This window comes from Paraburkholderia sp. A1RI-2L, from assembly GCF_048957375.1.
Lineage (GTDB): Bacteria > Pseudomonadota > Gammaproteobacteria > Burkholderiales > Burkholderiaceae > Paraburkholderia.
Genome location: NZ_JARBTA010000002.1, coordinates 232,069 through 258,112, shown reverse-complemented (window position 1 = coordinate 258,112; position 26,044 = coordinate 232,069). Strand labels below are relative to the sequence as shown.

At 61.5% G+C, this 26,044-nt stretch carries 21 protein-coding genes and 4 pseudogenes; 9 read left to right on the top strand and 16 right to left on the bottom strand.

The window, feature by feature from the left end; all coding sequences use genetic code 11:
- Positions 1 to 15 precede the first annotated feature (15 nt).
- From PWP93_RS16045 to PWP93_RS16030, 4 genes and pseudogenes are all read right to left on the bottom strand, one after another.
- Positions 16 to 279, bottom strand: coding sequence for a hypothetical protein (locus PWP93_RS16045; protein WP_007180432.1), 264 nt, complete (start codon positions 277 to 279; stop codon positions 16 to 18).
- Positions 276 to 638 carry a hypothetical protein gene (locus tag PWP93_RS16040; RefSeq protein WP_156903410.1) on the bottom strand — a complete coding sequence of 121 codons (363 nt, stop codon included), beginning with the start codon at positions 636 to 638 and terminating at the stop codon, positions 276 to 278. The genes PWP93_RS16045 and PWP93_RS16040 overlap by 4 nt, the downstream gene beginning before the upstream one ends.
- A pseudogene (locus tag PWP93_RS16035) lies at positions 635 to 2,428 on the bottom strand (Tn3 family transposase); the annotation flags it as partial. The pseudogene PWP93_RS16035 and the gene PWP93_RS16040, both read right to left, overlap by 4 nt.
- A gap of 377 nt (positions 2,429 to 2,805) precedes the next feature.
- Positions 2,806 to 2,988, bottom strand: a pseudogene (locus tag PWP93_RS16030) (helix-turn-helix domain-containing protein); the annotation flags it as partial.
- A 74-nt stretch (positions 2,989 to 3,062) separates the two neighbouring features.
- On the opposite strand from PWP93_RS16030, the gene PWP93_RS16025 reads away from it, so the two are divergent.
- Positions 3,063 to 4,139 (top strand): aromatic ring-hydroxylating dioxygenase subunit alpha, encoded by a 1,077-nt coding sequence (locus tag PWP93_RS16025; protein ID WP_011178402.1) that lies wholly within the window; start codon positions 3,063 to 3,065, stop codon positions 4,137 to 4,139.
- Here the strand turns inward: PWP93_RS16025 and PWP93_RS16020 are convergent.
- From PWP93_RS16020 to tfdA, 4 genes are read right to left on the bottom strand one after another with little or no spacing between them, the layout of a single operon-like run.
- Complete coding sequence (locus tag PWP93_RS16020) at positions 4,136 to 4,552, bottom strand: Zn-ribbon domain-containing OB-fold protein (RefSeq protein WP_049796618.1); 417 nt, start codon at positions 4,550 to 4,552, stop codon at positions 4,136 to 4,138. The two genes, PWP93_RS16025 and PWP93_RS16020, sit on opposite strands and share 4 nt — an antisense overlap.
- A gap of 20 nt (positions 4,553 to 4,572) precedes the next feature.
- Positions 4,573 to 5,739 (bottom strand): thiolase family protein, encoded by a 1,167-nt coding sequence (locus tag PWP93_RS16015; protein ID WP_011178401.1) that lies wholly within the window; start codon positions 5,737 to 5,739, stop codon positions 4,573 to 4,575.
- Between the two features lie 5 nt (positions 5,740 to 5,744).
- Positions 5,745 to 7,286 (bottom strand): acyl-CoA synthetase, encoded by a 1,542-nt coding sequence (locus PWP93_RS16010; RefSeq protein ID WP_011178400.1) that lies wholly within the window; start codon positions 7,284 to 7,286, stop codon positions 5,745 to 5,747.
- Positions 7,287 to 7,328: 42 nt separating this feature from the next.
- Positions 7,329 to 8,192, bottom strand: a complete 864-nt coding sequence (gene tfdA / locus PWP93_RS16005) for an alpha-ketoglutarate-dependent 2,4-dichlorophenoxyacetate dioxygenase (RefSeq protein ID WP_011178399.1) — start codon at positions 8,190 to 8,192, stop codon at positions 7,329 to 7,331.
- 205 nt (positions 8,193 to 8,397) lie between these two features.
- Between tfdA and PWP93_RS16000 the strand changes: the two genes are divergently transcribed.
- Complete coding sequence (locus tag PWP93_RS16000; RefSeq protein WP_011178398.1) at positions 8,398 to 9,285, top strand: LysR substrate-binding domain-containing protein; 888 nt, start codon at positions 8,398 to 8,400, stop codon at positions 9,283 to 9,285.
- 184 nt (positions 9,286 to 9,469) lie between these two features.
- Complete coding sequence (locus PWP93_RS15995) at positions 9,470 to 10,309, top strand: IclR family transcriptional regulator (protein ID WP_011178397.1); 840 nt, start codon at positions 9,470 to 9,472, stop codon at positions 10,307 to 10,309.
- 27 nt (positions 10,310 to 10,336) lie between these two features.
- On the opposite strand, the gene PWP93_RS15990 is transcribed toward PWP93_RS15995, so the two are convergent.
- The 3 genes and pseudogenes from PWP93_RS15990 to PWP93_RS15980 all read right to left on the bottom strand — a co-directional run bounded on the left by PWP93_RS15990 (position 10,337) and on the right by PWP93_RS15980 (position 12,569).
- The gene (locus PWP93_RS15990; protein ID WP_227978825.1) at positions 10,337 to 11,125 is read right to left on the bottom strand and encodes an enoyl-CoA hydratase/isomerase family protein; all 789 of its coding nucleotides are present in this window, start codon (positions 11,123 to 11,125) and stop codon (positions 10,337 to 10,339) included.
- Positions 11,102 to 11,728, bottom strand: a pseudogene (locus PWP93_RS15985) (helix-turn-helix domain-containing protein); the annotation flags it as partial. The gene PWP93_RS15990 and the pseudogene PWP93_RS15985, both read right to left, overlap by 24 nt.
- Positions 11,697 to 12,569, bottom strand: a complete 873-nt coding sequence (locus PWP93_RS15980; RefSeq protein WP_232355764.1) for a LysR family transcriptional regulator — start codon at positions 12,567 to 12,569, stop codon at positions 11,697 to 11,699. The pseudogene PWP93_RS15985 and the gene PWP93_RS15980, both read right to left, overlap by 32 nt.
- A 210-nt stretch (positions 12,570 to 12,779) precedes the next feature.
- On the opposite strand from PWP93_RS15980, the gene PWP93_RS15975 reads away from it, so the two are divergent.
- From PWP93_RS15975 to tfdB, 5 genes are all read left to right on the top strand, one after another.
- Positions 12,780 to 13,547, top strand: coding sequence for a chlorocatechol 1,2-dioxygenase (locus PWP93_RS15975; protein WP_011178386.1), 768 nt, complete (start codon positions 12,780 to 12,782; stop codon positions 13,545 to 13,547).
- Positions 13,544 to 14,656, top strand: a complete 1,113-nt coding sequence (gene tfdD, locus PWP93_RS15970) for a chloromuconate cycloisomerase (RefSeq protein WP_011178385.1) — start codon at positions 13,544 to 13,546, stop codon at positions 14,654 to 14,656. Before PWP93_RS15975 ends, tfdD begins: the two co-directional genes overlap by 4 nt.
- Positions 14,657 to 14,697: 41 nt before the next feature.
- Positions 14,698 to 15,435, top strand: a complete 738-nt coding sequence (locus PWP93_RS15965; protein WP_223995859.1) for a dienelactone hydrolase family protein — start codon at positions 14,698 to 14,700, stop codon at positions 15,433 to 15,435.
- Positions 15,432 to 16,496 carry a maleylacetate reductase gene (locus PWP93_RS15960; protein ID WP_011178383.1) on the top strand — a complete coding sequence of 355 codons (1,065 nt, stop codon included), beginning with the start codon at positions 15,432 to 15,434 and terminating at the stop codon, positions 16,494 to 16,496. Before PWP93_RS15965 ends, PWP93_RS15960 begins: the two co-directional genes overlap by 4 nt.
- 344 nt (positions 16,497 to 16,840) lie before the next feature.
- Entirely contained in the window at positions 16,841 to 18,637 is a 1,797-nt protein-coding gene (tfdB, locus tag PWP93_RS15955) for a 2,4-dichlorophenol 6-monooxygenase (RefSeq protein WP_011178382.1), read from the top strand.
- Between the two features lie 353 nt (positions 18,638 to 18,990).
- On the opposite strand, the pseudogene PWP93_RS15950 reads toward tfdB, so the two are convergent.
- The 5 genes and pseudogenes from PWP93_RS15950 to PWP93_RS15930 form a co-directional block, all read right to left on the bottom strand.
- Positions 18,991 to 19,190 (bottom strand): annotated as a pseudogene (locus PWP93_RS15950) (IS30 family transposase); the annotation flags it as partial.
- A gap of 541 nt (positions 19,191 to 19,731) precedes the next feature.
- Positions 19,732 to 20,304 carry a hypothetical protein gene (locus tag PWP93_RS15945; protein ID WP_007180433.1) on the bottom strand — a complete coding sequence of 191 codons (573 nt, stop codon included), beginning with the start codon at positions 20,302 to 20,304 and terminating at the stop codon, positions 19,732 to 19,734.
- A gap of 76 nt (positions 20,305 to 20,380) precedes the next feature.
- Positions 20,381 to 20,644, bottom strand: a complete 264-nt coding sequence (locus tag PWP93_RS15940) for a hypothetical protein (RefSeq protein WP_007180432.1) — start codon at positions 20,642 to 20,644, stop codon at positions 20,381 to 20,383.
- Positions 20,641 to 21,003: a hypothetical protein gene (locus PWP93_RS15935; RefSeq protein ID WP_156903410.1), complete on the bottom strand. Its 363-nt coding sequence runs from the start codon at positions 21,001 to 21,003 to the stop codon at positions 20,641 to 20,643. Before PWP93_RS15935 ends, PWP93_RS15940 begins: the two co-directional genes overlap by 4 nt.
- Positions 21,000 to 24,026, bottom strand: coding sequence for a Tn3 family transposase (locus PWP93_RS15930; RefSeq protein WP_007181927.1), 3,027 nt, complete (start codon positions 24,024 to 24,026; stop codon positions 21,000 to 21,002). Before PWP93_RS15930 ends, PWP93_RS15935 begins: the two co-directional genes overlap by 4 nt.
- Before the next feature lie 143 nt (positions 24,027 to 24,169).
- Between PWP93_RS15930 and PWP93_RS15925 the strand changes: the two genes are divergently transcribed.
- On the top strand, positions 24,170 to 25,861 hold the full coding sequence (locus PWP93_RS15925; RefSeq protein WP_007180429.1) for a site-specific integrase: 1,692 nt from the start codon (positions 24,170 to 24,172) through the stop codon (positions 25,859 to 25,861).
- Positions 25,862 to 26,044: the final 183 nt, after the last annotated feature.

Genomic DNA, 26,044 nt, shown 5'->3' with positions numbered 1-26,044 from the left:
GTCGAACATCAAAGGCTATACATCGTCGAGCTCGAACAGCGCGCGATCGGCGGGCCGCGACAGATAATCGTCCATCATCGCGCGGAAATCGGCTTCATCCCACTCGCCGCGATCGACACGCCGCAGCAACGCCTCGCCGGCCAGCATGATCTTTCGCTCGCGATCCGCGCGCGTTTGCTTGACCTGCTGGCGCTGCGCCTTAGCTGCCGCTTTGCGGGCTGTTTTCAGCTCCTGCAGCTTTTCGTCTGTCGCATCGAGACGACGTTTCAGCATGTTCATTCTGGCGTCCTGTTCGAAGAAGCGGTTTGCGCGGGAAACCGGCGCGCCGGCGTGCGCCGGTTCGTTACATTCGCGCCGTACTGTCGCGCCCAGGTGCGTACCGAGGGAGCGATATCGACTAACGTCGGCGGCATGTTCGGCAACACATCCATCGTCCAGCCACCCAGCCGCTTTGGCGCAATATACGCCGGTCGCCAGCTGCCGTCGGCCAGGATATCGATCACGAACAGCGACGTGCCGACGCTCAGTCGCCAGGTGTTGACCACGGCTGGGGGTAAAGGATTACCTGGTTGTGGCATCGTATTCCACCGTAACAGGAATAAGGGATTCCAAGCCAGAACCGCCGAAAATTCGATCACTCCAATTCGAGCCCTGCAATGAGCGCGTCCAGGTCGATTTTGTTGTCGCTTTGAAAAGTGTAGTGCCCGTTCAAAAGGATATGCCGCCAGGCTGCCGGTGATATCTGCGTAAGCCGCGCCAGCGCCTTGGCGTTGCCACTGGCCTCCCATTTCGTCAGTAGATGCGACAGAATCGCCGAGTTGTAAAAAATGATGACGTTGGCGATCAGCCGGGCGCACTGGTTGCTGATCTCGATTTCGATGTCGGTGCGGCCGGTCAATTCCTTCTTGCCGCCGACCTGGGCGATGGTCGAACGAAGCTGATGGTAAGACTCGAGGCGGTTTTGGGAGCGATGCACGTTTCGCTCGAGCTGCGGGTCGCGCAGGTAACGCAACGTGTAGATGGTACGAATGAGCTTATCGAACTCAAAAATCGCGCGACGTGTCGGGTTTTCCTGCGAGTACGTACATAGTTTGCGGATCAGCGAGCCCTGCGTGATCTCTTTGAGGCCCAGCGTGGCGACGATCTGATCGATATTTGTCTTCTCACTGGTGATGAGCTGCCGATCGATTTGTCCGATCGGCTGAATCAGGCATTTCTCGTACAGCGCCGGGTCGTCGATACAATACAATTCCTGCAACTGGTCATCGAGGTTTGTGAAGCGAGGCTCGAAGCGCAACCCGAACCAATACAGGATAGCGAAGTTGGCTTTGTTGATGCTGTGCATGTCGCCGGTGATCGCAGTCGGCACTATATCCGACGTGTTGCGATACCAGATGTCGAACACGTGATGCGCCTCGTACTCGTGCGCGCCGATTAGGTAGCCGTTCAACGGGACATGATTGCACAGCAGCGTGTAGGCGACGACGCCTTTGCCTCGTCCGAAGTATTTGCGCGAGTAACGCGCCTTCACGGTCGGTCGCTCGACGCCGAATTTCTGCCCATCGACGGCGCTGTACAGCGCATCGAGATCGAACGAGTAGTACGGGAAGATCGGCAGCGCGGCGATGGCGTTGCTGATGCAGTCGTTGGCCGCATGCAGCGTCGCCTGACGCAGATACTGCTGGTAGGTGCTATCCAGAACGTGGTACGGAATGTCGCTGGTGCGCGCCATGACATGGTTGCCATGGTTCATTGCCTGAGCGATGATAACCGCCATCAGGCTATCGGCGTCCGCTACCTTCTTCGCGTAGCGCGGCTGCAATGGCGTCAGCGCCGACAGGAACTGGCACTGGCCGTTGACGAAGCGGAACACGTCGGCAACATCGCAGAATGGCAGTTGCTCGTAGAATGCCTGCTCACGCACCTTCTGGTTCTCGGTTTTCGGTTTGCGCCAAATCAGCTTCTGCGTATCCTTGTCGTATTCCAGGTGCGTAAGCTTGCCCTGTTTCAGCTCTCGGTTGAAGGCCAGCCATTGTGCATGCAACTCGGCCGCTAACGCATCGAGTTGGGCATCGATTGGCTGCTGCAGGAACGGGATCTCCATCTGCGCCAGCGCGTCGGCCTTCTCGTTCATCGAAACAAGCTCGTCGGAGAAGTGACGATGTTGCAGACTGTCGTCGAGATAGATCTCTCCCGACTGGAAGCGCTTCCGGATCTGGCGGTACAACCAGAATTCGTAGCGATCGGCGTGCAAACCGGTCGGCTGACCATCAGCGCCGAAGATCAGCAGGTACGGTCGCAGGCGCTTCGGCAGCGTGGCCGCGGGACATTCGGCGAGCGGTCGTTGTGACAGGCGCTGCTGTTTGGCGAAGGCCCCCTTGACCCAAGCCAGCGCCGCGAGCCACGGGTTGTCTGGGGCGCTTCGCGAATCAGCGCCGGAATATTGACTTGAACACCGTCAGCCGCCTCCGCGTTCGCGGCAGAGGCGATCCGTTCGATGTCCTCGTCGCGTTCGTTCGCCAGCAAGACCTTGCCGGCCGCCGACCTGCAGACTGGACGCAGGACGCCTGGCGGAAACCACAGCGCGTTGGTCTTCAAGCTCGGCAACAGCGACAGGATGAAGCGCACGTGAATGCCTTGGCGCAGTCCGACCATGACGCCGGCCTTCGTGCGCATCGCGAGGGCCTTCATGTCGGTCACGAAACTGTTCTTCGCGAAGAACGCCTCGTGCTGCCAGGCGCCCAGCAGCATGACGCGCAGCGTGGGACGGAAGAGGTGGTCTTTCTCGGAGAACGTGAGGTAGCCCATCGTCTCCAGGCTGCCAACCAGCATCGAGGTGCTGGATTGGGGATAGTCCAGCGCCGCCGCAATCTCGGTGATGGTGGCGCCCTTCTGCCTCGCGGCGAAGTACTCGAGGATCTCGATCGCCCGGAATGCCGACTTGACCGGCTTGGGCGATGAATCAAGGGTTTCTTCGCGCTTCGTCATCACATTCATGATGCCACTGGAAGGTGCTCGCCCTACGCTCAGCGCACGGTCCGCAAACGAAGGAGAACTAGACCATGTATCCCAAGAATTTCTGGTACGTCGGGGCGATGAAGCACGAGGTGGGGCGGCAGCTGCTGGCGAGAACCCTGCTGGAACAGCCCGTCGTCTTCTTCCGTCGCAATGACGGCAGTGTCGCCGCGCTGGCCGATCGTTGCAGCCACCGTCGCGTCTCGCTTTCCCTGGGGCGCCTGATCGGCGACGAAGTCCAGTGCGGCTATCACGGGTTGACCTTTGCCGGCGACGGTTCGTGCACGAGCATTCCCGGTCAGTCTCGCGTCCCACCGAGCGCCTGCGTGCGCTCCTATCCGGTGGTCGAGCGCGACGGATTCGTCTGGATCTGGCCGGGCGATCCGGCGCTCGCAAACGAAACGCTGGTGCCCGACTACGCGGAGATCTGCAGCTCCGGACGCTACGTCGGGCGGCCCGCCGAAGCCCTGCTCGTCGAGGCGCCCTTTTTGTTCAACATCGAGAACGTGCTGGACCTGTCGCATGTGACCTACGCCCATCCAGAGACCGTCGGCACGCCCGAAGTGGCGCTCACGCGCCCGACCGTCGACGTCAGCGAAGCCAAGGTCCAGGTGACACGCAACTGGGACAAGGCGTCCACCGGACCCTCGTTCAAGAACCTGTTCGGATGGGACTTCGTCAAGAACAGCCAACGCATCAGCTTCTGGCCCGGCGCCAACATGCTGCTGGAGATCGAGGTCGAACCGGTCGGCAACAACGACCCGACGCAGATCAAGCGGCTTCGGGTGCCGGGGCCCTGTACCCCCTCCACATCGACCACGCATTTCAAGTTCTCCGCGCTCTATCGCGACTTCCTGCCGGACAACGAGGCGCTGACCGTCGGCATGTTCGAGCAGTTCCGCAAGACCGTGATGGAAGACAAGGTGCTCATGGAGAACCAGCAGAGAAACTGGGCACTCGACGGCGTGGAAGTCATTCGCAGGATCGAGCCGTCCAGCAGCGGCGGAATGATGGATATCGCGGTGGATCACGCGCCGCTCGCCGCACGCCGTTGGCTTCAGCGGCTGGCGATGGCGGAACGGAGTGCGCCAGAAATCAAGGCCCCAGGCGTGTTGCAAGGCTAGGGTGCCTTTCCGTTGGGCCCGCCTGAATGCGCGGCGATGGTGAAGGCGGGCCACTGCCATCCGTCGGGGAGCGAGATCCAGGCGACCCGAACGGCCAGGCCCACGCGCAATCGCGCGGGATCGCAGTCGACCAGCCAGCTGAGGATTCGCGCGCCTTCGACCAGGTCGATCCATGCGTGCATGCGGGGGGCGTCGGCCGCCGCAGGGGTGTTCATGCGATCGACGGTCCAGCTTGCCAACACCCCGTCGCCGCTGACCTCGCGCCACGCCAGACGACGGCGCCCGGTGTAGACGCTGCCAGGCCGCGGATAGGCCTGCCACCGTCCTGTTTGCGTGCAGAACTGGACCAGCAGCCGGCGCTCGCGCGTGGCCGCCCAGAACGCCGCGGTGTCCATGTAGTGGCCGATGGCCACAGTCGAAGTTCGAAGACCGCTCATCGGTCCAGCACGAGCGCGCTGCTCATCATCCAGGCCCGGCCATAGGCGAGGCCGCCGATGCCCGTGACCAGCGCATTGCGCGGATCTTCGACCTGGGTTGCGCCGCCTTCGCCGAAGAGCTGGCGCACCGCCTCCACCAGGCCCAGTCCGCCGGCAGCCAAGCCTGGTTGACCCGCGGAGAGTTGGCCCCCGCCCGTGTTCAGCGGCAAGCCGCCGCTGAATCTTAGATCGGTCTTCTCGATGAAGGCGGCGCCCTCGCCCCGGCCGCAAAACCCCATGTGCTCCAGCTGCATCAGGACGGCGATGGTGAAGTCGTCGTACAGCTGCAGCATGTCGATCTCCTGCACGGTCAGGCCGGCCTGGCGCAGCGCGCGCGGACCGGCCTGGACGAAGCCCGACGCGAGCAGGTCGGGCGGCTGTTCCTGCACATCGTGGTTCGTGCGTTCGGCGTAGCCGGCCAGCCGCGCGCATTTGGACAATCCCATCGCGGACGCCGTCTCGGCCCGCATCATCAGGACGCCGTTCGCGCCGTCGCAGAACATCACGCTGTCGAGCAGGCGCAGCGGATCGGAGACCTTGCGCGACTTCAGGTAGTCGTCGAGGGCAAGCGGTCTTCGCAGCTTTTCGCATGCGCGCTCGTTCTCCAACGCGTGCCCGCGCTGTGTGAGCACGATCTTCCCCAGCGCGGCATCGAGCGCACCGTAGCGCTGTTCATAGGCGTTGTGCAGCAGCGCAAAGAAGCCGGGCGGGCGCGTCATGCCGGTCGGCGCGATGAACTCGTCGTGGTAGCCGCGGAACTCGGCGGCAAAGTGGGTGCTGGGAGCGTCGGCGCCCAGCACGAGCGCCACCTTGCAGTGCCCGTCGCGCAGCGCCGAAGCCGTTGCGGCCACGGCGGACAACATCGCGCAGCCGCCCGTGGTGCCGGTCGCCAGCCAGTCGAGCGCCAGTCCCAGCGCGTCCGACATGAAGGCCGCATGGAAGGGATTGCTGCCCTCGCTCAGCGCGGCCGTGACCGCCAGCCCGTCGATATCGGCGGGCGCGATGCCGTACTTGCGTGCGAGCTCGTCCAGGACGTCCGCCGCCAGGTCGTAGGCACTTCGACCCGACCCGAAGACAACGGGTGTTTCGGCATAGCCGCCGATGACGATGTCGGATGCCGCCATCCGGCCTACGCTGCCGCCGACGATGGCGCGATGCTGTCGATGTACTGCTGCTTGAGCTTGCGGCGCGCAATCTTGCCGCTGTCTTCGCGCGGCAGCACCGGCATGCTCAGCAAGAACCTGGGGCAACGCAGGCCTCCCAGTCTGTTCTTGAGCGTGGCCCGCATCGTTTCGAGGTCGACGCGCGCGCCGGCGTGCGGCTCGACCACGAGGACCAGGACTTCGCCGAGGTCCCGGTCGGCGATGCCGAAAGCGACGCAATCGCGCACCTCCGGCAACTTCATCGCTTCCTCTTCGAGTTCCGCCGGAAGTATGTTCACGCCGCCGGAGATCACCATGTCCTTCTTGCGATCGCTGATCCACAGGAAGCCGTCCGCATCCAGATGCCCGACGTCGCCGAGCGTGATCCACTCGCCGCGTCGAAGCTCCGTCAATGCCTCGGGCCGATTGTGGTAGGTCACCAGATCGGCAACGTCGGCGTGAACGAGGATCTCGCCCTTGTCGCCGATGGGCACCGGATGTCCTTCGTCATCGACGATGGCGATGCGGACGCCCTCGGGCGCCTTGCCGACGGTGCCTGGGTGCGACAGCCATTCCTCGGACGTGCAGGTCGCGATCACGCCGATCTCGGTGCCGGCGTAGTACTCGATGATGACCGGGCCCCACCAGTCGATCATGGCCTGCTTGACATCGCGCGGGCACATGGCCGCCCCATGCGTCACGGCGCTCAGCGTCGACGTATCGAAAGCGGCTCTGCGCGCCGGCGGGAGGTCGAGCAGCCGGCTGAACATCGTGGGCACCACATGCATGTGGCTCAGGCGATGGCGCTCGACCAGGTCGAGAAGATCATCCGCGTCGAAGCGCGGCTGAAGCACCAGGACTTCGCCGAAGCGCAAGCTGTTGAGCGCATAGACATAGGGTGCCGAGTGGTAGAGCGGCCCCGTCAGCACGGCCCGGATCGGCCGAATCTCTTGCCCGTGCGCCAGACGAACCCTCAGGCCGAACTTCGCCGCGAGCTCGGGCGTGCCGTTGGCGCGCTGCACGCCCTTCGGGCGGCCCGTCGTGCCGGAGGTATAGAGCAGACTGGCCGGCGCCGCGACCGGCAAGGCCGTCGAAGGCTCCGATGCCTGGAGCCAGCCTTCATAGTCGACCGTGCCCGGGTTCGCCGTGCACGACGCATCGGACAGCCGATAGGCCTGCCGGATCTCGGGCGGCGACGCGGCTTCCAGCACCTTGCAGGCCTCGGGCACCGCGGATGCAACGCCCTTGAGCAGATCGGTGTGCGCGACGAGCACACGCGCTTTGCAGTCCTCGAGGATGAAGGCGATCTCGTCCCGGTTCGCATGCCAGTTCAAAGGCACCGCAACGATGCCGGCGCGGTTCGCGGCCAGCGTCATTTCGAGCACCGGAAAGTCATTGCGCATGAGGATGGCGACGACATCACCGGGCCTCAATCCCCATGCCGCCAGGCCGCCCGCCGCTCGAAGGACGCGCTGCGCCAAGGTGTCGCCGTCCAGGCTACGGCTGCCGCTGATCAGGGTTGCGTACATCTTGTGGGGCCTTCGCGAAAAGGGCGTGCGCCATGGCGTGCGCTAGACGACGGCATCGTCCAGGGTGGTCGCCCGGCGCAGCTCACGCCTGGCCGAGATGTCGTACCTGCGTCCGCGGTGAAGAACGCAGCGGTTGTCCCACATCACCAGATCTCCCACGTTCCAGCGATGCCGGTACACGAATTCCCGCTGTGTCGCGTGCTCGAGAAGCTCCGCAAGCAGCATCCGGCCTTCGGCCACCGGAAGGCCTTCGACGTGGCTCGCGTGCGCGCCGATGAAGAGAAACTTGCGCCCGGAGCCGGCGTGGGTTCGAACCAGCGGCCAGTTGACCGGCGGCATGGCATTGCGTTGCGCTTCCGAATAGTCGGTGTCGCCGAGCAGGAAGCGGGAGTTCAGTGCGTAGTGCTCGGCACGCAGCCCTTCCAACTCGGATTGGAGGTCCCGAGGCAGCGCGTCGTATGCCGCACGCATGTCGCAGAACTCGGTGTCGCCGCCCGACGGCGGAACCACCACCGCGGAGAGCATCGAGTAGCGGGCAGCAGGTTGCTGAAAGGAGCTGTCGCTGTGCCAGAGCTGGTTCGCGAAGTTCCCGACCACCTCGCGCGCATCGCGTTGCGCGACCTTGCCGTCGAGACTGACGTTCGAGATGTCCGCCAACTCCGCGTACTTGAATCTCGAAGGTCTTTGATTGACCTTGATGAAACCGCCTTCGAGTGGCCCGAAATTGCGCGCGAAGGCGATCTGCTGATCCTGACTCAGGGGCTGCCCCCGGAACACCAGCACCGACTTCTCGTCCATTAGCCGTTCGATCTCTCGGACCTCGGTCGAACCCAAGGCCTCTCGAAGGTCGATGTCTTCGACCCCTGCGGCGAAAAGAGGATGAAGGGGATTTGCGACGACGCTCACTTTTTTGCTCCTTTTCTAAGAGACTGTTTCAAAAAGACGGCTCAGCGCGCCTGAAGATGTTCCAGCAGACGAGAGAGCAGCCGAGTTTTATCATGGCGGTAGTCTAGAAATGCCGGGCCATATGGTCTAATACCTTCCATCAGCGCGAGCGATACGGGATCGGTATGGCTCTCCGGCAGCCGGAGCCAGCCACCAGGAGTGAAGAATGGAGTTTCGACAGCTTCGCTATTTCGTTGCTGCCGCGGAGGAGGGCAACGTCGGTGCCGCCGCGCGGCGGCTGCATATTTCCCAGCCCCCGGTCACGCGACAGATTCACGCGCTCGAACAGCATCTGGGCGTGTTGTTGTTCGAGCGCAGCGCGCGCGGCGTGCAGCTCACGCCCGCCGGGGCCGCGTTTCTCGAAGATGCACGGCGCATGCTCGAACTGGGTCGGACTTCCGTGGACCGGTCCCGCGCCGCCAGCCGGGGCGAGATCGGCCAACTCGATATCGGCTACCTCGGCACGGCGATCTACCAGACCGTCCCGGCATTGCTCCATGCGTTCACGCAGGCGGTCCCGGGGGCGACGCTGTCTCTGGCCCTGATGCCCAAGGTGCGGCAGATCGAGGCCCTGCGTGCCGGCACCATCCATCTCGGTGTCGGCCGCTTCTACCCCCAGGAGCCTGGAATCACGGTGGAGCACCTGCACTACGAACGGCTGTATATCGCAGCGGGTTCGAGCATTGCGCGCCAGCTGAGACAGGATCCGACGCTGCTGCGGCTCAAGAGCGAGTCCCTCGTTCTTTTCCCCAAGGAGGGGAGGCCGAGTTTCGCTGACGAAGTGATCGCCTTGATGCGCCGGGCCGGGGTCGAGCCGCGCGTGACGGCGATTGTCGAAGATGTCAACGCGGCCCTCGGGCTCGTCGCGGCCGGCGCCGGCGTCACGCTGGTCCCGGCCTCGGTGGCCGCGATTCGGCGGCCCTTCGTCCGGACGATGGAGATGGCCGATGCGAGCGCCAAGGTGCCGGTCAGCCTGACTTACCTGACCGACTCTCGCGTACCCGTGCTTCGCGCATTTCTCGATGTCGCAAGACGCGGGAAAGGACAGAAATAGCGCGGCTGGCTACGTGTACGATTTCGTGTTCGAACGCGAACTCCGTCAAGCAACTCGACCATCCATCGCCGCCGTCAGGCGCCAGCGCGAAGACGACTACCATCGAGATAGATCACCCGCCGCGTGGCGCCCGCAACGGGCCTCCTCGAAGGCGAATGCAACCCCGCTCCCCTCAGCACGGCACATGGCCACCCAAGATCGAACCCAGGCGGCACGCAAGAAGACATCGGGCCCGGCCGCGGCCAAACCCGCCAGCGAATCGACGCTGTACGTGCAATCGGTCGAGAAGGCGATGAAGGTGCTGATGGCCTTCGACGGCTCCAAGCGCCAGCTTTCGCTGTCCGAGATCTGCACGCTCACGCAGCTCGACCTGAGCGCCGGGCAGCGCTTCACTTTCACGCTCACGGCGCTCGGCTACCTCAACAAGGAATCGGAAAGCCGCAAGTACGAGCTCTCGCCGCGGCTGCTCGACTTCACCTACCATTACCTGGCGTCGAGCGACGTGGTGAACCGCGCCACGCCCTTTCTGCAGCAGCTCAGCCAGATGACGGAGGAGGTCTGCAACCTCACCGTGCTCGACGGGCCGGACATCGTCTTCGTGCAGCGCATCGTGAGCCGCAACGTGCTGCATCCCAACGTGATCGTCGGTACCCGCCTGCCGGCCTACTGCACCGCGCCGGGGCTGGCGCTGCTGTCGACGCTGCCCGAGGCCGAAGTCGATGCGCTGCTCGACGCCAGCACGCTGGTCAGGCACACGCCCAGGACCATCGTCGACCGCCGCAAGATCAAGGAGCGCGTGGCCGTCGCGCACGCGCGCGGCTTCGTGCGCACCGAGGACGAGTACTTTCTCTCCGACATCTCCACGGCCGCGCCGATCACCGATGCGCGCGGGCGCGGCATCGGCGCGATCAACGTCGCGGTGTCGCGTGCACGCTGGGAACCGGCGCGCGACGAGCAGCGCTTCGCCGACCTGGTGCGCAGCACGGCCTTCGCCGTGTCGGCGCCTCGGCGGCACGTCGCCTAGCAGCGAGGCCCGGGCGGGGCCTGCGATTCAGCGGCCCTTGAAATGCGGCGTGCGCTTCTCTGCGAAGGCCGCGCGTGCTTCGCGGAAGTCCTCGCTGTCGTCGGCCCGCGCCACCATGGCGTCGAGCTCGGCCCGCCGTTGCGCGACCTGGCCGGCGAGCACCGCATTCAACTGCGCCTTCGAACCGGCGATCGACAAGGGCGCGGCGGCGGTCATCGGTGCGCCGAAGCGCAAGGCCGCCTCGACGACATCGCCCTCGGCCACCGCGTCGGCGAAGCCGGTGCGGCCGATCTCGTCGATGCCGAACATCTGGCCGCTGTAGAGCCAGCGCCGCGCGTTGGAAGCGCCGATCAGCCAGGCCAGGCGCTGCAGCTGGATGGTCGGATAGACCAGGCCCAGCTTCGCGACCGGCACGCCGACGCGCGCCGTCGCGTCGGCCACGCGGAAGTCGCAGCACATGGCCAGGCTGCAGCCGCCGCCGGCACAGACGCCGCTGATGGCCGCGATCACCGGCAGCGGGGCGCTCTGTACCGCGGCATAGGCCTCCTGGATGCGCTGGCGGTAGACCTCGGCGTGCGCGGGATCGGCCTTGGCCGCCGCGAAGGCGACGATGTCGTCGCCGGCGCAGAAGTGGCCGCCGCTGCCGGTGAGCACCACGAGCCGGACCGAGCGGTCCTGCGCGAAGCGCTCGAAGGCGGCCTTCAGGTCGGTCCAGGCGTCGAAGTCGCAGGCATTGCGCCGCTGCGGGCGGTCGATGGTGACGATCGCGGTGCCGTCGCCGCGCTGATCGATGAGGATGTCCGGCCCGTCGAGCACGGTGAGGTTGCAGACCTCCTCCGTCATCTGGCTGAGCTGCTGCAGAAAGGGCGTGGCGCGGTTCACCACGTCGCTCGACGCCAGGTAATGGTAGGTGAAGTCGAGCAGCCGCGGCGAGAGCTCGTACTTGCGGCTTTCCGATTCCTTGTTGAGGTAGCCGAGCGCCGTGAGCGTGAAAGTGAAGCGCTGCCCGGCGCTCAGGTCGAGCTGCGTGAGCGTGCAGATCTCGGACAGCGAAAGCTGGCGCTTGGAGCCGTCGAAGGCCATCAGCACCTTCATCGCCTTCTCGACCGATTGCACGTACAGCGTCGATTCGCTGGCGGGTTTGGCCGCGGCCGGGCCCGATGTCTTCTTGCGTGCCGCCTGGGTTCGATCTTGGGTGGCCATGTGCCGTGCTGAGGGGAGCGGGGTTGCATTCGCCTTCGAGGAGGCCCGTTGCGGGCGCCACGCGGCGGGTGATCTATCTCGATGGTAGTCGTCTTCGCGCTGGCGCCTGACGGCGGCGATGGATGGTCGAGTTGCTTGACGGAGTTCGCGTTCGAACACGAAATCGTACACGTAGCCAGCCGCGCTATTTCTGTCCTTTCCCGCGTCTTGCGACATCGAGAAATGCGCGAAGCACGGGTACGCGAGAGTCGGTCAGGTAAGTCAGGCTGACCGGCACCTTGGCGCTCGCATCGGCCATCTCCATCGTCCGGACGAAGGGCCGCCGAATCGCGGCCACCGAGGCCGGGACCAGCGTGACGCCGGCGCCGGCCGCGACGAGCCCGAGGGCCGCGTTGACATCTTCGACCTCGGCTGCGATTTTTGGCTCCACTCCTTCCGTTCTAAATATGGAAACTACCTTGTCGGCGAAACTTGGTCGGTCGCCGCGTGGATAAAGAATGAGGGGCACATCGAGTAGGTCTACAACTGCACGGGCACGGGAAACGCGTGTGTCCCACGGATCGGCAGCGGCGACGTGAAGCGTCTCCGTCCCAATGTTCCAACTCGACACGCCTTCGGTCACCGGATAGAAGCGCCCGAATCCGATGTCCACCACCCCTGAAAGAAGAGACTCGAGCTGAGCTTCCTTGGTCATGTGAGACACGGCGACGGTGGCGTCGGGATACGTTGCGAGGAACGTTCTGACGAACGCCGGAACCGTCTCAAAGACAGGAGTCCCAAAGTAGACGAGCTTCAGCTCACCCGATTCGCCTCTAGCGGCAGCTTGCGATCGCCGCGAAGACCGCTGCACAAGCGCGAGCAACTGACGCGCGTCATCAAGAAACACCTTTCCGGCGGCGGTGAGTTCGACGCCCCGTGCCGTCCGCTCGAAAAGCTTTGCCCCAATATCGCGTTCCAAGGCCTGGATCTGACGAGTAAGCGGTGGCTGCGATATGTGCATCCTCTGTGCCGCTGTTCCGAAACCTCCCGCCTCCGCGACCGCGACGAAGTATTTCAACTGTCTTATTTCCATGTTCCGTCCCGTTGCGCTGCCTGTTACAAGGCGATTGTGAGCAAGCACCTGCGGTCTCGCAACTAGGGAAAGACATACCGAAACCGTATGGTCTAGGCGGAGAAAAGGTATTGGACGGTATGGGATTGCCGTCTCTATTATGACTGTGCGGGGCAATTGTCGCCCACGTGTTCATGTTTTCATGACGGAGGCAAAGTGAACAAAAGAGTCAAGGATGTTGTCGATGCGATCGTCGCGGCGGTACAGCGGGTGCTCGACCAGAAGGAGGTTACTGAGGCGGAATACCGAACTGCGGTTCATTACCTCATGCAAGTAGCCGAACAGCGTGAAACCGCTCTTCTTTGCGATGTTTTTTTCAATAGCACCGTGGCTGCGACGAAGGCTCGTATTAGCGAAGGTTCAACGCCTGCTATCGAGGGACCCTACTATCGCGACGACGCCCCTCTGGTCGATGACCGGCTCAAGACTTACGACACGGACGACCACAAGCCTTTGCTTATCCAGGGAACGGTCAAAGCGGTCGACGGGAGCGTTGTCGAGGACGTGACGATTGATGTCTGGCATTCGACGCCCGATGGGAAGTACAGCGGTTTCCATGACGACATCCCGACTGATTTTTATCGAGGGAAGCTCAGGGTGGGCACCGATGGCAGCTTCCGCGTGCGCACAACGATGCCGGTGCCGTATCAGATCCCGGATCAGGGTCCCACGGGCGCATTGCTCGAAACCATGGGTGGTCACTCGTGGCGTCCCGCTCATGTACATTTCAAGGTGAAGGCGCCGGGATATGAAACGTTGACCACGCAGTACTACTTCGAAGGTGGAGATTGGATCACGGACGACTGTTGCAACGGCGTCCAGTCTAGTCTGATTACTCCCGATATTGTGGAAGAGGGTGTCCGCCTGATGAACATCAACTTCGTTATCGAGCCCGCGCGTGCGCAGGCGGGGGCAAACCCGTGAAGATTGACGCGATTGAAGCAGTGATCGTGGATGTGCCGACCAAGCGGCCGATCCAGATGTCGATCACTACCGTGCACCAGCAGAGCTACGTTATCGTCCGGGTGTATTCGGAGGGGCTCGTTGGTGTCGGCGAGGGTGGAAGCGTTGGTGGTCCCGTCTGGAGCGCAGAGTGTGCGGAGACGATCAAGATCATCGTGGAACGGTATCTCGCGCCCCACCTCCTCGGAACTGATGCGTTCAACGTTTCAGGTGCACTGCAAACCATGGCGCGTGCCGTCACCGGAAACGCCTCTGCAAAGGCTGCGGTCGAGATGGCGTTACTGGATCTCAAAGCTCGAGCGTTAGGCGTATCGATCGCCGAGTTACTTGGCGGGCCGTTGCGCAGTGCGATTCCGATTGCCTGGACATTGGCGAGCGGAGATACGAAACGCGATCTCGATTCTGCCGTCGAGATGATTGAAAGACGACGACACAATCGCTTCAAAGTCAAGCTTGGCTTCCGGTCGCCCCAAGACGATCTCATCCATATGGAGGCTTTGTCAAATAGTCTCGGATCGAAGGCCTACCTTCGCGTTGACGTGAATCAGGCTTGGGACGAGCAAGTGGCGTCCGTCTACATTCCTGAACTGGAGGCGCTTGGCGTGGAACTCATCGAACAGCCGGTCGGCCGCGAAAATACGCAAGCGTTGAGGCGGCTCTCCGACAACAACCGCGTGGCCATCATGGCCGATGAGAGCCTGAGTACGTTGGCCTCGGCATTCGATCTCGCGCGCGACCGAAGTGTGGATGTCTTTTCGCTGAAGCTTTGCAACATGGGAGGGGTCTCGGCGACGCAAAAGATAGCAGCGGTCGCGGAAGCAAGCGGGATTGCATCGTATGGCGGAACAATGCTTGACTCGACGATCGGCACATCGGTTGCACTTCAGCTCTATTCTACGGTTCCATCGCTTCCGTTCGGTTGCGAACTGATCGGTCCCTTCGTGTTGGCAGACACGCTGAGCCACGAGCCACTCGAGATCCGGGATTACGAACTGCAGGTTCCCACTGGCGTAGGTCACGGCATGACGCTTGACGAGGACAAGGTGCGCCAATACGCACGCGTCAGCTAGGCAAAACGCGCAGCGCAGGCCGCGGCTGTGGATCGCCTCGAATGCAACTGCGCATGTGTAACTGGAGACTAAATATGTTATCAGACGGCGTTGAGATCACGTCGCGCTCGGGTGGTCGCTTTGGTGCCTACCTCGGAAAGCCGACGACGGACTCCGCACCCATCGTCGTGATCGCGCAGGAGATTTTCGGGATCACGCCTTTCATAAGAGAAACCGTGGAATGGCTCGTTGGTGCGGGCTTTGGTTGCGTGTGTCCGGATCTGTACTGGAGACAGGCGCCGAATATCGAGCTTGATGCAAACGTACCATCGGAACGGGAACAGGCGCTTGCGTTGTTTCGCGACTTTGACATGGAGGCAGGAGTCAATGACCTTTCATGCGCCATTGAATACGCTCGTGCGCTCCCTTTCTCGAACGGTCGTGTCGCTGTAGTCGGGTACTGCCTGGGAGGTGCGCTGGCGTTTGATGTGGCGGCGCGATCATTGGCCGATTGCTCAATCGGCTATTACGGCGTGGGACTTGAAAAAAAGGTCTCACTGGTGCCAGCTATTACACGACCGGCGATGTTCCACATGGGTACCAAAGATCACTATGTCACAGAAGAGGCCCGTAGCATTCTCGAAGAGCATTTCGGTCGAAACAAAAATCTGAGTCTGCACTGGTATCCAGTGGGGCATTCATTTGCACGGTCATCCAGCCCAAATTTCGATCAGGCGGCGACAACTGTGGCCAATGCTCGGACGCTCGAACTGCTTGCAATGTTGAAGGACCCTTCATGAAGAAGTTCACGCTTGACTACCTGAGCCCGAGGGTCGTCTTCGGGGCGGGCACTGCTTCTGCATTGCCAGATGAAATAGGACGCCTTGGCGCACGCCGGCCCTTGGTATTAAGCAGCCCGGAACAACGCGAGTTAGCGAAGGATATCGTCCGTCCGATAGGTGACAGGGTAGCTGGATATTTCGATGGCGCGACGATGCATGTTCCCGTCGACGTCATCCAGAAAGCCGAGCGGGCTTTTAACGATACTGACGCCGACTCAATCATCGCGATCGGGGGAGGATCGACCACCGGACTCGCAAAAATCCTTTCGATGAACCTTGACGTCCCAAGTCTGGTTATACCAACGACCTATGCCGGTAGTGAAATGACTACCATTTGGGGTGTCACGGAAGGCGGAATGAAGAGGACCGGCCGCGACCCCAAGGTGCTACCGAAGACCGTGATTTATGATCCATTGCTCACGGTCGATTTGCCGCTTGCTATCTCGGTGACGAGCGCCTTGAATGCGATCGCTCACGCCGCAGAAGGTCTGTACTCGGCCGACCTCAATCCCGTTCTCGAGACCATGTGTAAGCAGGGCATATGCGCCTTGTTCGATGCAATCCCGCGCCTGGTGGCAAAGCCGACTGACGCCGAAGCGCGTACGGATGCCCTTTTTGGGGCATGGATGTGTGGCACTGCACTGTGCCACTTGGGCATGGGGCTACATCACAAACTCTGCCACACGCTTGGGGGAACCCTTAATCTTCCCCACGCGGAGACACATGCAATCGTACTACCACACGCACTGGCATACAATCTGCCGTACGCCGCGCCAGCTGAGCGACTGCTTCAGGAAGTCGCCGGCAGTAGTGACGTCCCGAGCGCGCTATATGATCTCGCCAGAAATGCTGGAGCACCACTCAGTCTCGCCGAAATCGGTATGCGGCCTGAAGATATTCCGAGGGTACGCGACCTCGCGCTAAGGGACCAATATCCGAATCCGCGTCCGCTGGAATCGGACGCATTGGAAACATTGTTAGTCAATGCGTTTCGTGGGCGAAGACCGGATTTCAAATAATGTGACCTGCACTCCGCGTTTAGTACGGTAGCGGTGAAGAGCCCGTTCCAAAGTCGACATCGGGTCTTCAAGCTAAAGCGAAGCACATGAATTTGCATCCACTGTTCCTTGTGGAGCATCGCCAGCCTTCGCGCGAAAAAGGCCGACTGTACTGGAGGTGGCTCGGATTTTCTTTGCGCGAAGTGGCTCATTTTTACTTTGCGCGCAACAAAGGCTCTTCAGCCTTACTATTCATCGCGCGTTAAAGACGGTGAAGTTTAAAAAATCGACTTGGCCGAACGCGAGATGAACAATCCCTGTTTCTTCTCACAAAGAGAGAGACATAACAATTGACGGAGGAAGACATGGCATTGACGATCGAAACCGACGTGCTGGTCGTTGGCACCGGGCCGGCGGGCGCTTCGGCGGGGGCACTGCTTGCGCGATACGGTGTCAGGACGATGCTCATTAACAAGTACAACTGGACGGCTCCGACGCCGCGTGCCCACATCACCAACCAACGCACAATGGAGATCCTGCGTGATCTCGGTCTCGAAGCTGAAGCCCGCCTCTACGCCGCGCCGAATGACCTAATGGGCGAGAACACCATCTGCGCCTCGTTGGCCGGCGAGGAGTTCGGTCGGATTCGCACCTGGGGGACGGATGTTCGCCGGCGCGCCGATTACGACGAATGTTCGCCGACCTCCATGTGCGACCTGCCACAGAACTATCTCGAGCCGATTCTCGTCAAGTCGGCCGCACTCGACGGCTGCAAGGTGCGCTTCGACACAGAGTATCTTGGACACGAACAGGATGCTGACGGCGTGTCGTCGCGCTTGCGCGATCGTCTGAATGGCGAAGAGTTTACCGTCCGGTCGAAATATCTGATCGGCGCCGACGGCGCCAACAGCCGCGTCGTGTCAGACCTGGACCTGCCGCTCGAAGGTACCATGGGCAAGTCCGGTTCCATCAACTTGCTGTTCGAGGCTGATCTCGACCGCTACGTCGCGCATCGTCCATCGGTCCTTTACTGGGTCATCCAGCCCGGCTCCGATATCGGCGGTCTCGGCATCGGCGTGGTGCGCATGGTCCGGCCGTGGAACAAATGGCTGGCGATCTGGGGGTACGACGTCGAGCAGGGCCCGCCGGAGATCTCGGAATCCTTCGCCCGCCGCATCGTCCACAATCTGATCGGCGATGACAGCGTGCCGCTGAAAATTGAGGGCATCTCGACCTGGACGGTCAACGACATGTACGCGACCCGGTTGCAGCAAGGACGGGTCTTCTGCGCCGGCGACGCGGTCCACCGGCATCCGCCGACCAACGGACTCGGCTCAAACACCTCCATCCAGGACAGCTTCAATCTCGCCTGGAAGATCGCCATGGTGCTGAACGGCACGGCCGACGAGAGCCTGCTGGACACCTACACGATCGAGCGGGCGCCGATCGCGAAGCAGGTGGTCTGCAGGGCGAACAAGTCGCTTGAGGATTTCCCGCCGATCGCGATGGCTCTGGGGTTGCCGCAGGCCAAGAGCGCCGACGAGATGAAGAGCAACATGGCTCGCCGCAAGGAACCTGGGCCCGAGGCGCAAGCGCAGCGCACGCGGTTACGCGAGGCCATCGCCGGGACCAATTACGTTTACAACGCCCACGGCGTCGAAATGAATCAGCGTTACGACAGTCCCGCGATCGTGGCAGACAATTCGCCGGACGAAGTCTTCCGCGACGTCGAGCTCTATCACCAGGCGTCGACGCGGCCTGGAGCGCCCATGCCGCATGTCTGGGTCTATGCGAGTGGTGATGGACACCGTATCTCAACAAAGGATCTCTGCGGGAAGGGCAACTTCACTCTCTTTACCGGGATTGGCGGCGCAGCCTGGCAGGATGCCGCGGCGGCCGTGAGCCGGCAACTCGGGGTGGCAGTGACGGTGCGCATCATTGGGCCTGGCCAGGCCTACGAGGATCATTACGGCGACTTCGCGAGAATTTCCGAGATCATCGACACCGGCGCCATCCTGGTGCGGCCGGATTTCCACGTCGCCTATCGGGCGACGTCCTTGCCGGCCGATGCGGCAGGCGACCTCGTGTCCGCCATGAGGCGGATCCTCGGACGCCAGTCAGAGAGGTCGAGCGCGCTGCGCGTTACGTCTCGAGCTATATAAGGAGTGGCGTCGCGATCTATTCGAGGTGAGACGGAAGCGCTCACCTCGGGTTGCGGGAGGGGAAGCGTGATCTTGCGCAGCGTGAGATGGCGTGTGGCGACGCGGGAAGGTTGTCGCGCGATTAAGGCAAGGCGGTGCGCAACGACGTGACGTGTTTTCTGGACCGGACGTAACTGCAGATCATCTAATTTGGGAAGTTCGTACCGGTGTCGACCGCCTTGCTGATGATGCTATTAAGCACGTGAGCAGACGACGGGCCGGTGCAGCCAACGTTGAAAAAAGAGCGCTTGATTGCAATGTCGACGACACGATCTACATTACTGTCATTTGAATGACCGCTTGCTCGTGCGGATTCAACCGGTGGATGCAACAGTTTGCTGAAATCGTTCGGCGGGCGTTCCGTGGTTCAGGGTTTTCCTCGGTCGCCCATCCAGCCGCCTCGCCACGGTATTGAGTAGCCAATTGGTACACCGAAATGTAGGTGCCGTTGGGGATGTCTCGATAGCCCGTTCGCATTTTCATTCGACCCGCGCTGCCAAGGATGCTGGGGGTTCAGTAACTGCAGGCTGAACTGCGCCAGGTGAACCAAACGCTGATCGTCAAGCAAAATGAAATAACCCAGTTGAACAGAGAAAGCGCGCGGCTCGTCGCCGAAGCCGGCGTCGCGACAAGGCATCTACGCGAGCTGCAAGCGCACAGCAAGTAGTTACAGAATACGTTGAACCAGTCGCTCGCCGACCACGCACGCACCAAGGCCGAGCACGATGCGCTGCTAACACCGCGAGGACTGAGGCGACTGAACTGACGCGGCTGCGCGAAGCACGTGAATCGCTGACCGCCGATCTGACGAAGCTCACAGCGCAGTTCGACGAGCAGCAGTTGCTCGGGGACTATCGGATGCGTCTGGGCCTCACGGACGCGGCGGGATGAAAGCGCCAGATTCCGCATCAAAAGGATGGGGATCTACGCCGGAACCCCAGAAAATTCCGTCGTTCCACATTGTGAACATTAATCGGCTTATTCCAGCCGAAGAATGTTGGAGCGACGTCCGGTGAGTGACATGACGGTCTCGGTCACACGGACCATCAGGACCGTTACGCGGGGCCCAGTTCGATTACATTGTGGGACAGGTCGAGACAATCTTCGCAGTCCCGGCAAACCCAGTGCAGCATCGGCCCGACCGGATCTGGATGGTCGCTGAACGTTGTCAGCGCCGCGTCGTACTGAGCATCGGACGTGCTCGAGCGCAGTATCCGCTCGAGATTAGACTCGATGCTGTCCAGGCTGCATTCACCGATGCCGGACTTGAACACCGTCACACCGCCTGACGGGTTGACCGCGAAGAAGAAAAACGCCTTCGTGTCGACCATGTGCGACAGGATTGTCCTGGCGATGAAGTTGCTCGGATTGATCAGCGCATTGAAGATGCGGTAGCCGTAAAACTCTAAGCCGAAGTGTACGACCTCGAAGTCGTCGGTGCCGCGTATCGAGTGGCCAAAGTTGAAACCGCTGCGTGTTACGTCGTTCGGAATGTCATCCACCGGCCGCAGTGCCAGGCAAGCATAGTGCGTCTGGCCCTCGGCCACGAGTCCCATCGCAAAGCAGGGCGCGCGCTCGGCCAGCAAGGCCTCGACAAAATTCCGGTTCATGCGGAGCGTTGGCAGCATCGGGCATCCTTCATCGTGAATCAAATCAACATTTGCCGACCTGGCTGTGCGGTGCGTCGACGTCGAACATCAAAGGCTATACATCGTCGAGCTCGAACAGCGCGCGATCGGCGGGCCGCGACAGATAATCGTCCATCATCGCGCGGAAATCGGCTTCATCCCACTCGCCGCGATCGACACGCCGCAGCAACGCCTCGCCGGCCAGCATGATCTTTCGCTCGCGATCCGCGCGCGTTTGCTTGACCTGCTGGCGCTGCGCCTTAGCTGCCGCTTTGCGGGCTGTTTTCAGCTCCTGCAGCTTTTCGTCTGTCGCATCGAGACGACGTTTCAGCATGTTCATTCTGGCGTCCTGTTCGAAGAAGCGGTTTGCGCGGGAAACCGGCGCGCCGGCGTGCGCCGGTTCGTTACATTCGCGCCGTACTGTCGCGCCCAGGTGCGTACCGAGGGAGCGATATCGACTAACGTCGGCGGCATGTTCGGCAACACATCCATCGTCCAGCCACCCAGCCGCTTTGGCGCAATATACGCCGGTCGCCAGCTGCCGTCGGCCAGGATATCGATCACGAACAGCGACGTGCCGACGCTCAGTCGCCAGGTGTTGACCACGGCTGGGGGTAAAGGATTACCTGGTTGTGGCATCGTATTCCACCGTAACAGGAATAAGGGATTCCAAGCCAGAACCGCCGAAAATTCGATCACTCCAATTCGAGCCCTGCAATGAGCGCGTCCAGGTCGATTTTGTTGTCGCTTTGAAAAGTGTAGTGCCCGTTCAAAAGGATATGCCGCCAGGCTGCCGGTGATATCTGCGTAAGCCGCGCCAGCGCCTTGGCGTTGCCACTGGCCTCCCATTTCGTCAGTAGATGCGACAGAATCGCCGAGTTGTAAAAAATGATGACGTTGGCGATCAGCCGGGCGCACTGGTTGCTGATCTCGATTTCGATGTCGGTGCGGCCGGTCAATTCCTTCTTGCCGCCGACCTGGGCGATGGTCGAACGAAGCTGATGGTAAGACTCGAGGCGGTTTTGGGAGCGATGCACGTTTCGCTCGAGCTGCGGGTCGCGCAGGTAACGCAACGTGTAGATGGTACGAATGAGCTTATCGAACTCAAAAATCGCGCGACGTGTCGGGTTTTCCTGCGAGTACGTACATAGTTTGCGGATCAGCGAGCCCTGCGTGATCTCTTTGAGGCCCAGCGTGGCGACGATCTGATCGATATTTGTCTTCTCACTGGTGATGAGCTGCCGATCGATTTGTCCGATCGGCTGAATCAGGCATTTCTCGTACAGCGCCGGGTCGTCGATACAATACAATTCCTGCAACTGGTCATCGAGGTTTGTGAAGCGAGGCTCGAAGCGCAACCCGAACCAATACAGGATAGCGAAGTTGGCTTTGTTGATGCTGTGCATGTCGCCGGTGATCGCAGTCGGCACTATATCCGACGTGTTGCGATACCAGATGTCGAACACGTGATGCGCCTCGTACTCGTGCGCGCCGATTAGGTAGCCGTTCAACGGGACATGATTGCACAGCAGCGTGTAGGCGACGACGCCTTTGCCTCGTCCGAAGTATTTGCGCGAGTAACGCGCCTTCACGGTCGGTCGCTCGACGCCGAATTTCTGCCCATCGACGGCGCTGTACAGCGCATCGAGATCGAACGAGTAGTACGGGAAGATCGGCAGCGCGGCGATGGCGTTGCTGATGCAGTCGTTGGCCGCATGCAGCGTCGCCTGACGCAGATACTGCTGGTAGGTGCTATCCAGAACGTGGTACGGAATGTCGCTGGTGCGCGCCATGACATGGTTGCCATGGTTCATTGCCTGAGCGATGATAACCGCCATCAGGCTATCGGCGTCCGCTACCTTCTTCGCGTAGCGCGGCTGCAATGGCGTCAGCGCCGACAGGAACTGGCACTGGCCGTTGACGAAGCGGAACACGTCGGCAACATCGCAGAATGGCAGTTGCTCGTAGAATGCCTGCTCACGCACCTTCTGGTTCTCGGTTTTCGGTTTGCGCCAAATCAGCTTCTGCGTATCCTTGTCGTATTCCAGGTGCGTAAGCTTGCCCTGTTTCAGCTCTCGGTTGAAGGCCAGCCATTGTGCATGCAACTCGGCCGCTAACGCATCGAGTTGGGCATCGATTGGCTGCTGCAGGAACGGGATCTCCATCTGCGCCAGCGCGTCGGCCTTCTCGTTCATCGAAACAAGCTCGTCGGAGAAGTGACGATGTTGCAGACTGTCGTCGAGATAGATCTCTCCCGACTGGAAGCGCTTCCGGATCTGGCGGTACAACCAGAATTCGTAGCGATCGGCGTGCAAACCGGTCGGCTGACCATCAGCGCCGAAGATCAGCAGGTACGGTCGCAGGCGCTTCGGCAGCGTGGCCGCGGGACATTCGGCGAGCGGTCGTTGTGACAGGCGCTGCTGTTTGGCGAAGGCCCCCTTGACCCAAGCCAGCGCCGCGAGCCACGGGTTGTCTGGGGAGGTGCCGACGAAGTCGAGCTCGACGTACAAGGGGCGCAGGTGACGGCGAATACGTTTGGCTAGGCCGTCCACCGCCAACCAGTGTAGTGCCAGTTGACTCAGCGGCTTGACCGTCATGCGTTGCGCCGTGTTTTGTAGCACATCTTTGGCCATGATTTTATAGGCGCGCTGACGCACCTCGCCGAACGGCGTCGGATCGGCTACGCTGTCGTCCACATAGAGCGACAACAGGCGGCCGATCTGCGGCGTTTCCCGATGGCGTTTTACTTGCTCGGCGATGAGTGACTGTTTCGCGCCCGCGCTGCTTTCTTCCTCGAGCTGCTTCATGTGGAAGGCCATCGCATCGACCAGGTTGTCGGTGAGCTGTCGGAAGCGCACCCAGGCGTAACACAGCAGGTAGAGCTGCGCCTGATCCGCCTTCAGGTTGCGCAGGTCGTGGACGGTATAGAAGTTCGCCAGGCTTGCGTAGTACAGCACGTTCTGCTGCGAGATATCCAGCCGGGGCAGCAGCGTCCTGGCGATTTCGTGCAACGGCTGCAGCGTGCCGCGCTTTTCGCGTTCGCGGACCATCTGACGCCAGCCGAAATTCTTGGCATCCTGTTTCAGCGCCGCCAGTTTCGACAGAGTATCATCGCGCACCAGAAGTTGGTCTAGCGCGGTTTGGGTCAATTCGTCCAATACGCCGGTGAGCAGGTCGCCCAGCCGCCGACGTTCGACGGACAGGGCTTCGCTGACTAGCTCTTGCAAGGTCGTGTAGCCGGGCCGGATCATCTTGTGCTCATTGAGCCACACGATGAGCTCGGCGGCGACGAATCCCGGTGTCACGTCGCGACGTACGATCTGCGCGGCCTGCTGCATGAGTTGCGGCAGGAAGGCGGCCACCCACGGTCGATAGCCGTACAGTTCAGCGATCTGTTCGCGCTGGGCGTAGTACTCGTGCCGGGTGATCGGCTTGCGTTCGAACGGCTCGCCGTGGAAATAGCGGCTCAACACGAAATCGTAATCGTCCTCAACCTCGTCCCAATCGAAGCGGAAGAAGGCGTGCTTGGACTTGAAGTAGCCAATCTGCAAGATGCAATAGACCTGCGCGGGTATGGAGGGCCGGCTACTGGCGAGCGCCAGTTCGGATTCGGTCAATGCCAGGTATTCCAGCCGCTGCGCATCGTCGAAATCAGGCAGGCCATACAGGGCTTCCTGTTCGGCGTCGGAAAAGACGCTGAGCAGCTTATTCTTGTTGATCATCGACCATCCTCTCCACGCAACGTCAGATCCTTCAATTTTGTGATATCACGACATGGGGTACGACAGAAATATTGAACTCCCGCATTCTACAGAGATAAGCTTTATTATCTCTGTGGCATTGTTTCCATATTAAACTCGATGACATGAAAACGCGCCCCACGAGCCCGTCCGCCGCCGACATCCCGACCGACTTTCCTGATGCTGATGCACTGGCAGCGCTGCGTGCCTGGTACGAGGGCGCATCCTCGCGTGAGGCGGCACACCGGTACATGCAAGATCGGCTCAGCCACAGCCAGTCAGCCCGCGGCGTCATCGGCCAGATCCGCCGGCAACTGGCACTTTATGCCCGTAACCGACAGCGGGCAGATCTGGCCACGCTGTTCGAATGCCCGGCCCAAAAGCGTATGCATCATGCGCGCGCCACCACGCAGGCTGTCGAGCTACTGCGCATCATGCCTGCGCCAGCTCCGCAGATCGGCGACGACATTGCGCACTGGCTGCCGAATCGCGCTGCCCGCACCCTGCACGCGGCCGGCATCCGGACCCTGGCCGATCTCACGGTACGGATTCCGCGTCGCCGGCAGTGGTGGACCGTCATTCCGGGTCTCGGGCCGGCCAGTGCAAGAAGGATCGAGGCCTTCTTTGCCGCGTACCCGGCGCTCACGGAGCGGGCCCGCGCACTGATCATCGCGGATCGGCAGTCAGTCGTGACGCCTTGGGAGCAACTACGGCTACCGCACGAGATCGACGGATCCGCCGGCGCCTTCCGCGCACCGGTGTCGGCCTGCATCCTCGGCGTCGACAACGATTACGACGCTATCCAGGCATGGCTCGCGTTGCACGAATCCCCGGCCACGCAGCGGGCCTACCGCAAGGAAGCCGAACGGCTGATTCTCTGGGGCATCGTTGCTCGCGGCAAGGCGCTGTCTTCGCTGACCACCCGGGATGCCACCGACTACAGGGCGTTTCTGCGCAGACCTACACCGCGAGAACGCTGGGTCGGGCCACCGCGGCCGCGCACATCAACGGACTGGCGCCCGTTTGTCGACAACCTCTCGGCCCGTTCGATTGCGCATGCGCTTGCCGTGCTCAGCGCCATGTTCCGCTGGCTGGTCGAGCAGCGCTACGTCGTGGCCAACCCATTCTCCGGCATCAAGGTACGCGGCAGCAAGCGCGCCATGGCTCTTGAAACCTCGCACGCTTTCACCGAAGGAGAATGGATGCTGACGCGCACCATCGCCAACGGGCTCGAGTGGTCGTACGGCTGGCAGGCGCCCGCTGCGCAACGGTTGCGGTTCATGCTGGATTTCGGCTACGCAACGGGACTGCGGATCAGCGAACTGGCTGACGCCACACTGCGCAGCATCGAAGTCGACGCAGCCGGTGATCACTGGCTGCACGTGGTCGGCAAGGGCGGCAAGCCAGCCCGCGTTACCCTGACACCCCTAGCGCGCACAGCGCTGGACCGATATCTGCAGGAGCGGGGGCTTCCTGTCAGCCGTGCTCACTGGAATCCGACCACGTCCCTGATTGGCAGCCTTGACGACGCCGATGCCGGCATCAAGCCCTTGCGGCTGTGGGAAGTCATGCGCCGGTTTTTTCGGCTCGTCGCGCAGATTATCAAGAACGACCATCCGGTGCTGGCTGAAAAGCTGCATCGGGCCTCTCCGCACTGGATGCGGCACACCCATGCGACCCACGCGATCGCCAGAGGGGTTGAGCTGAGCGCCGTACGAGATAACCTGCGTCACGCGTCGATTTCGACCACGTCGATTTACTTGCATACCGACGATGTAAAGCGGGCACGGCAGTTCGGGCAGGCATTTACCGACTGAGTTACTCGCTCGGCACGTCAGGCAACAAACCGATTGACGTTCACAATGTGGAATGACGGAATTTTCTGGGGTTCCGGCGTAGAACCCCGAGTGGGTACGATGCTGAATTATACACTACACGACATTATACGCCTAATGTCGTGTATCACGTTAAAATCGTCAGAAATTGATCATATTACGTAG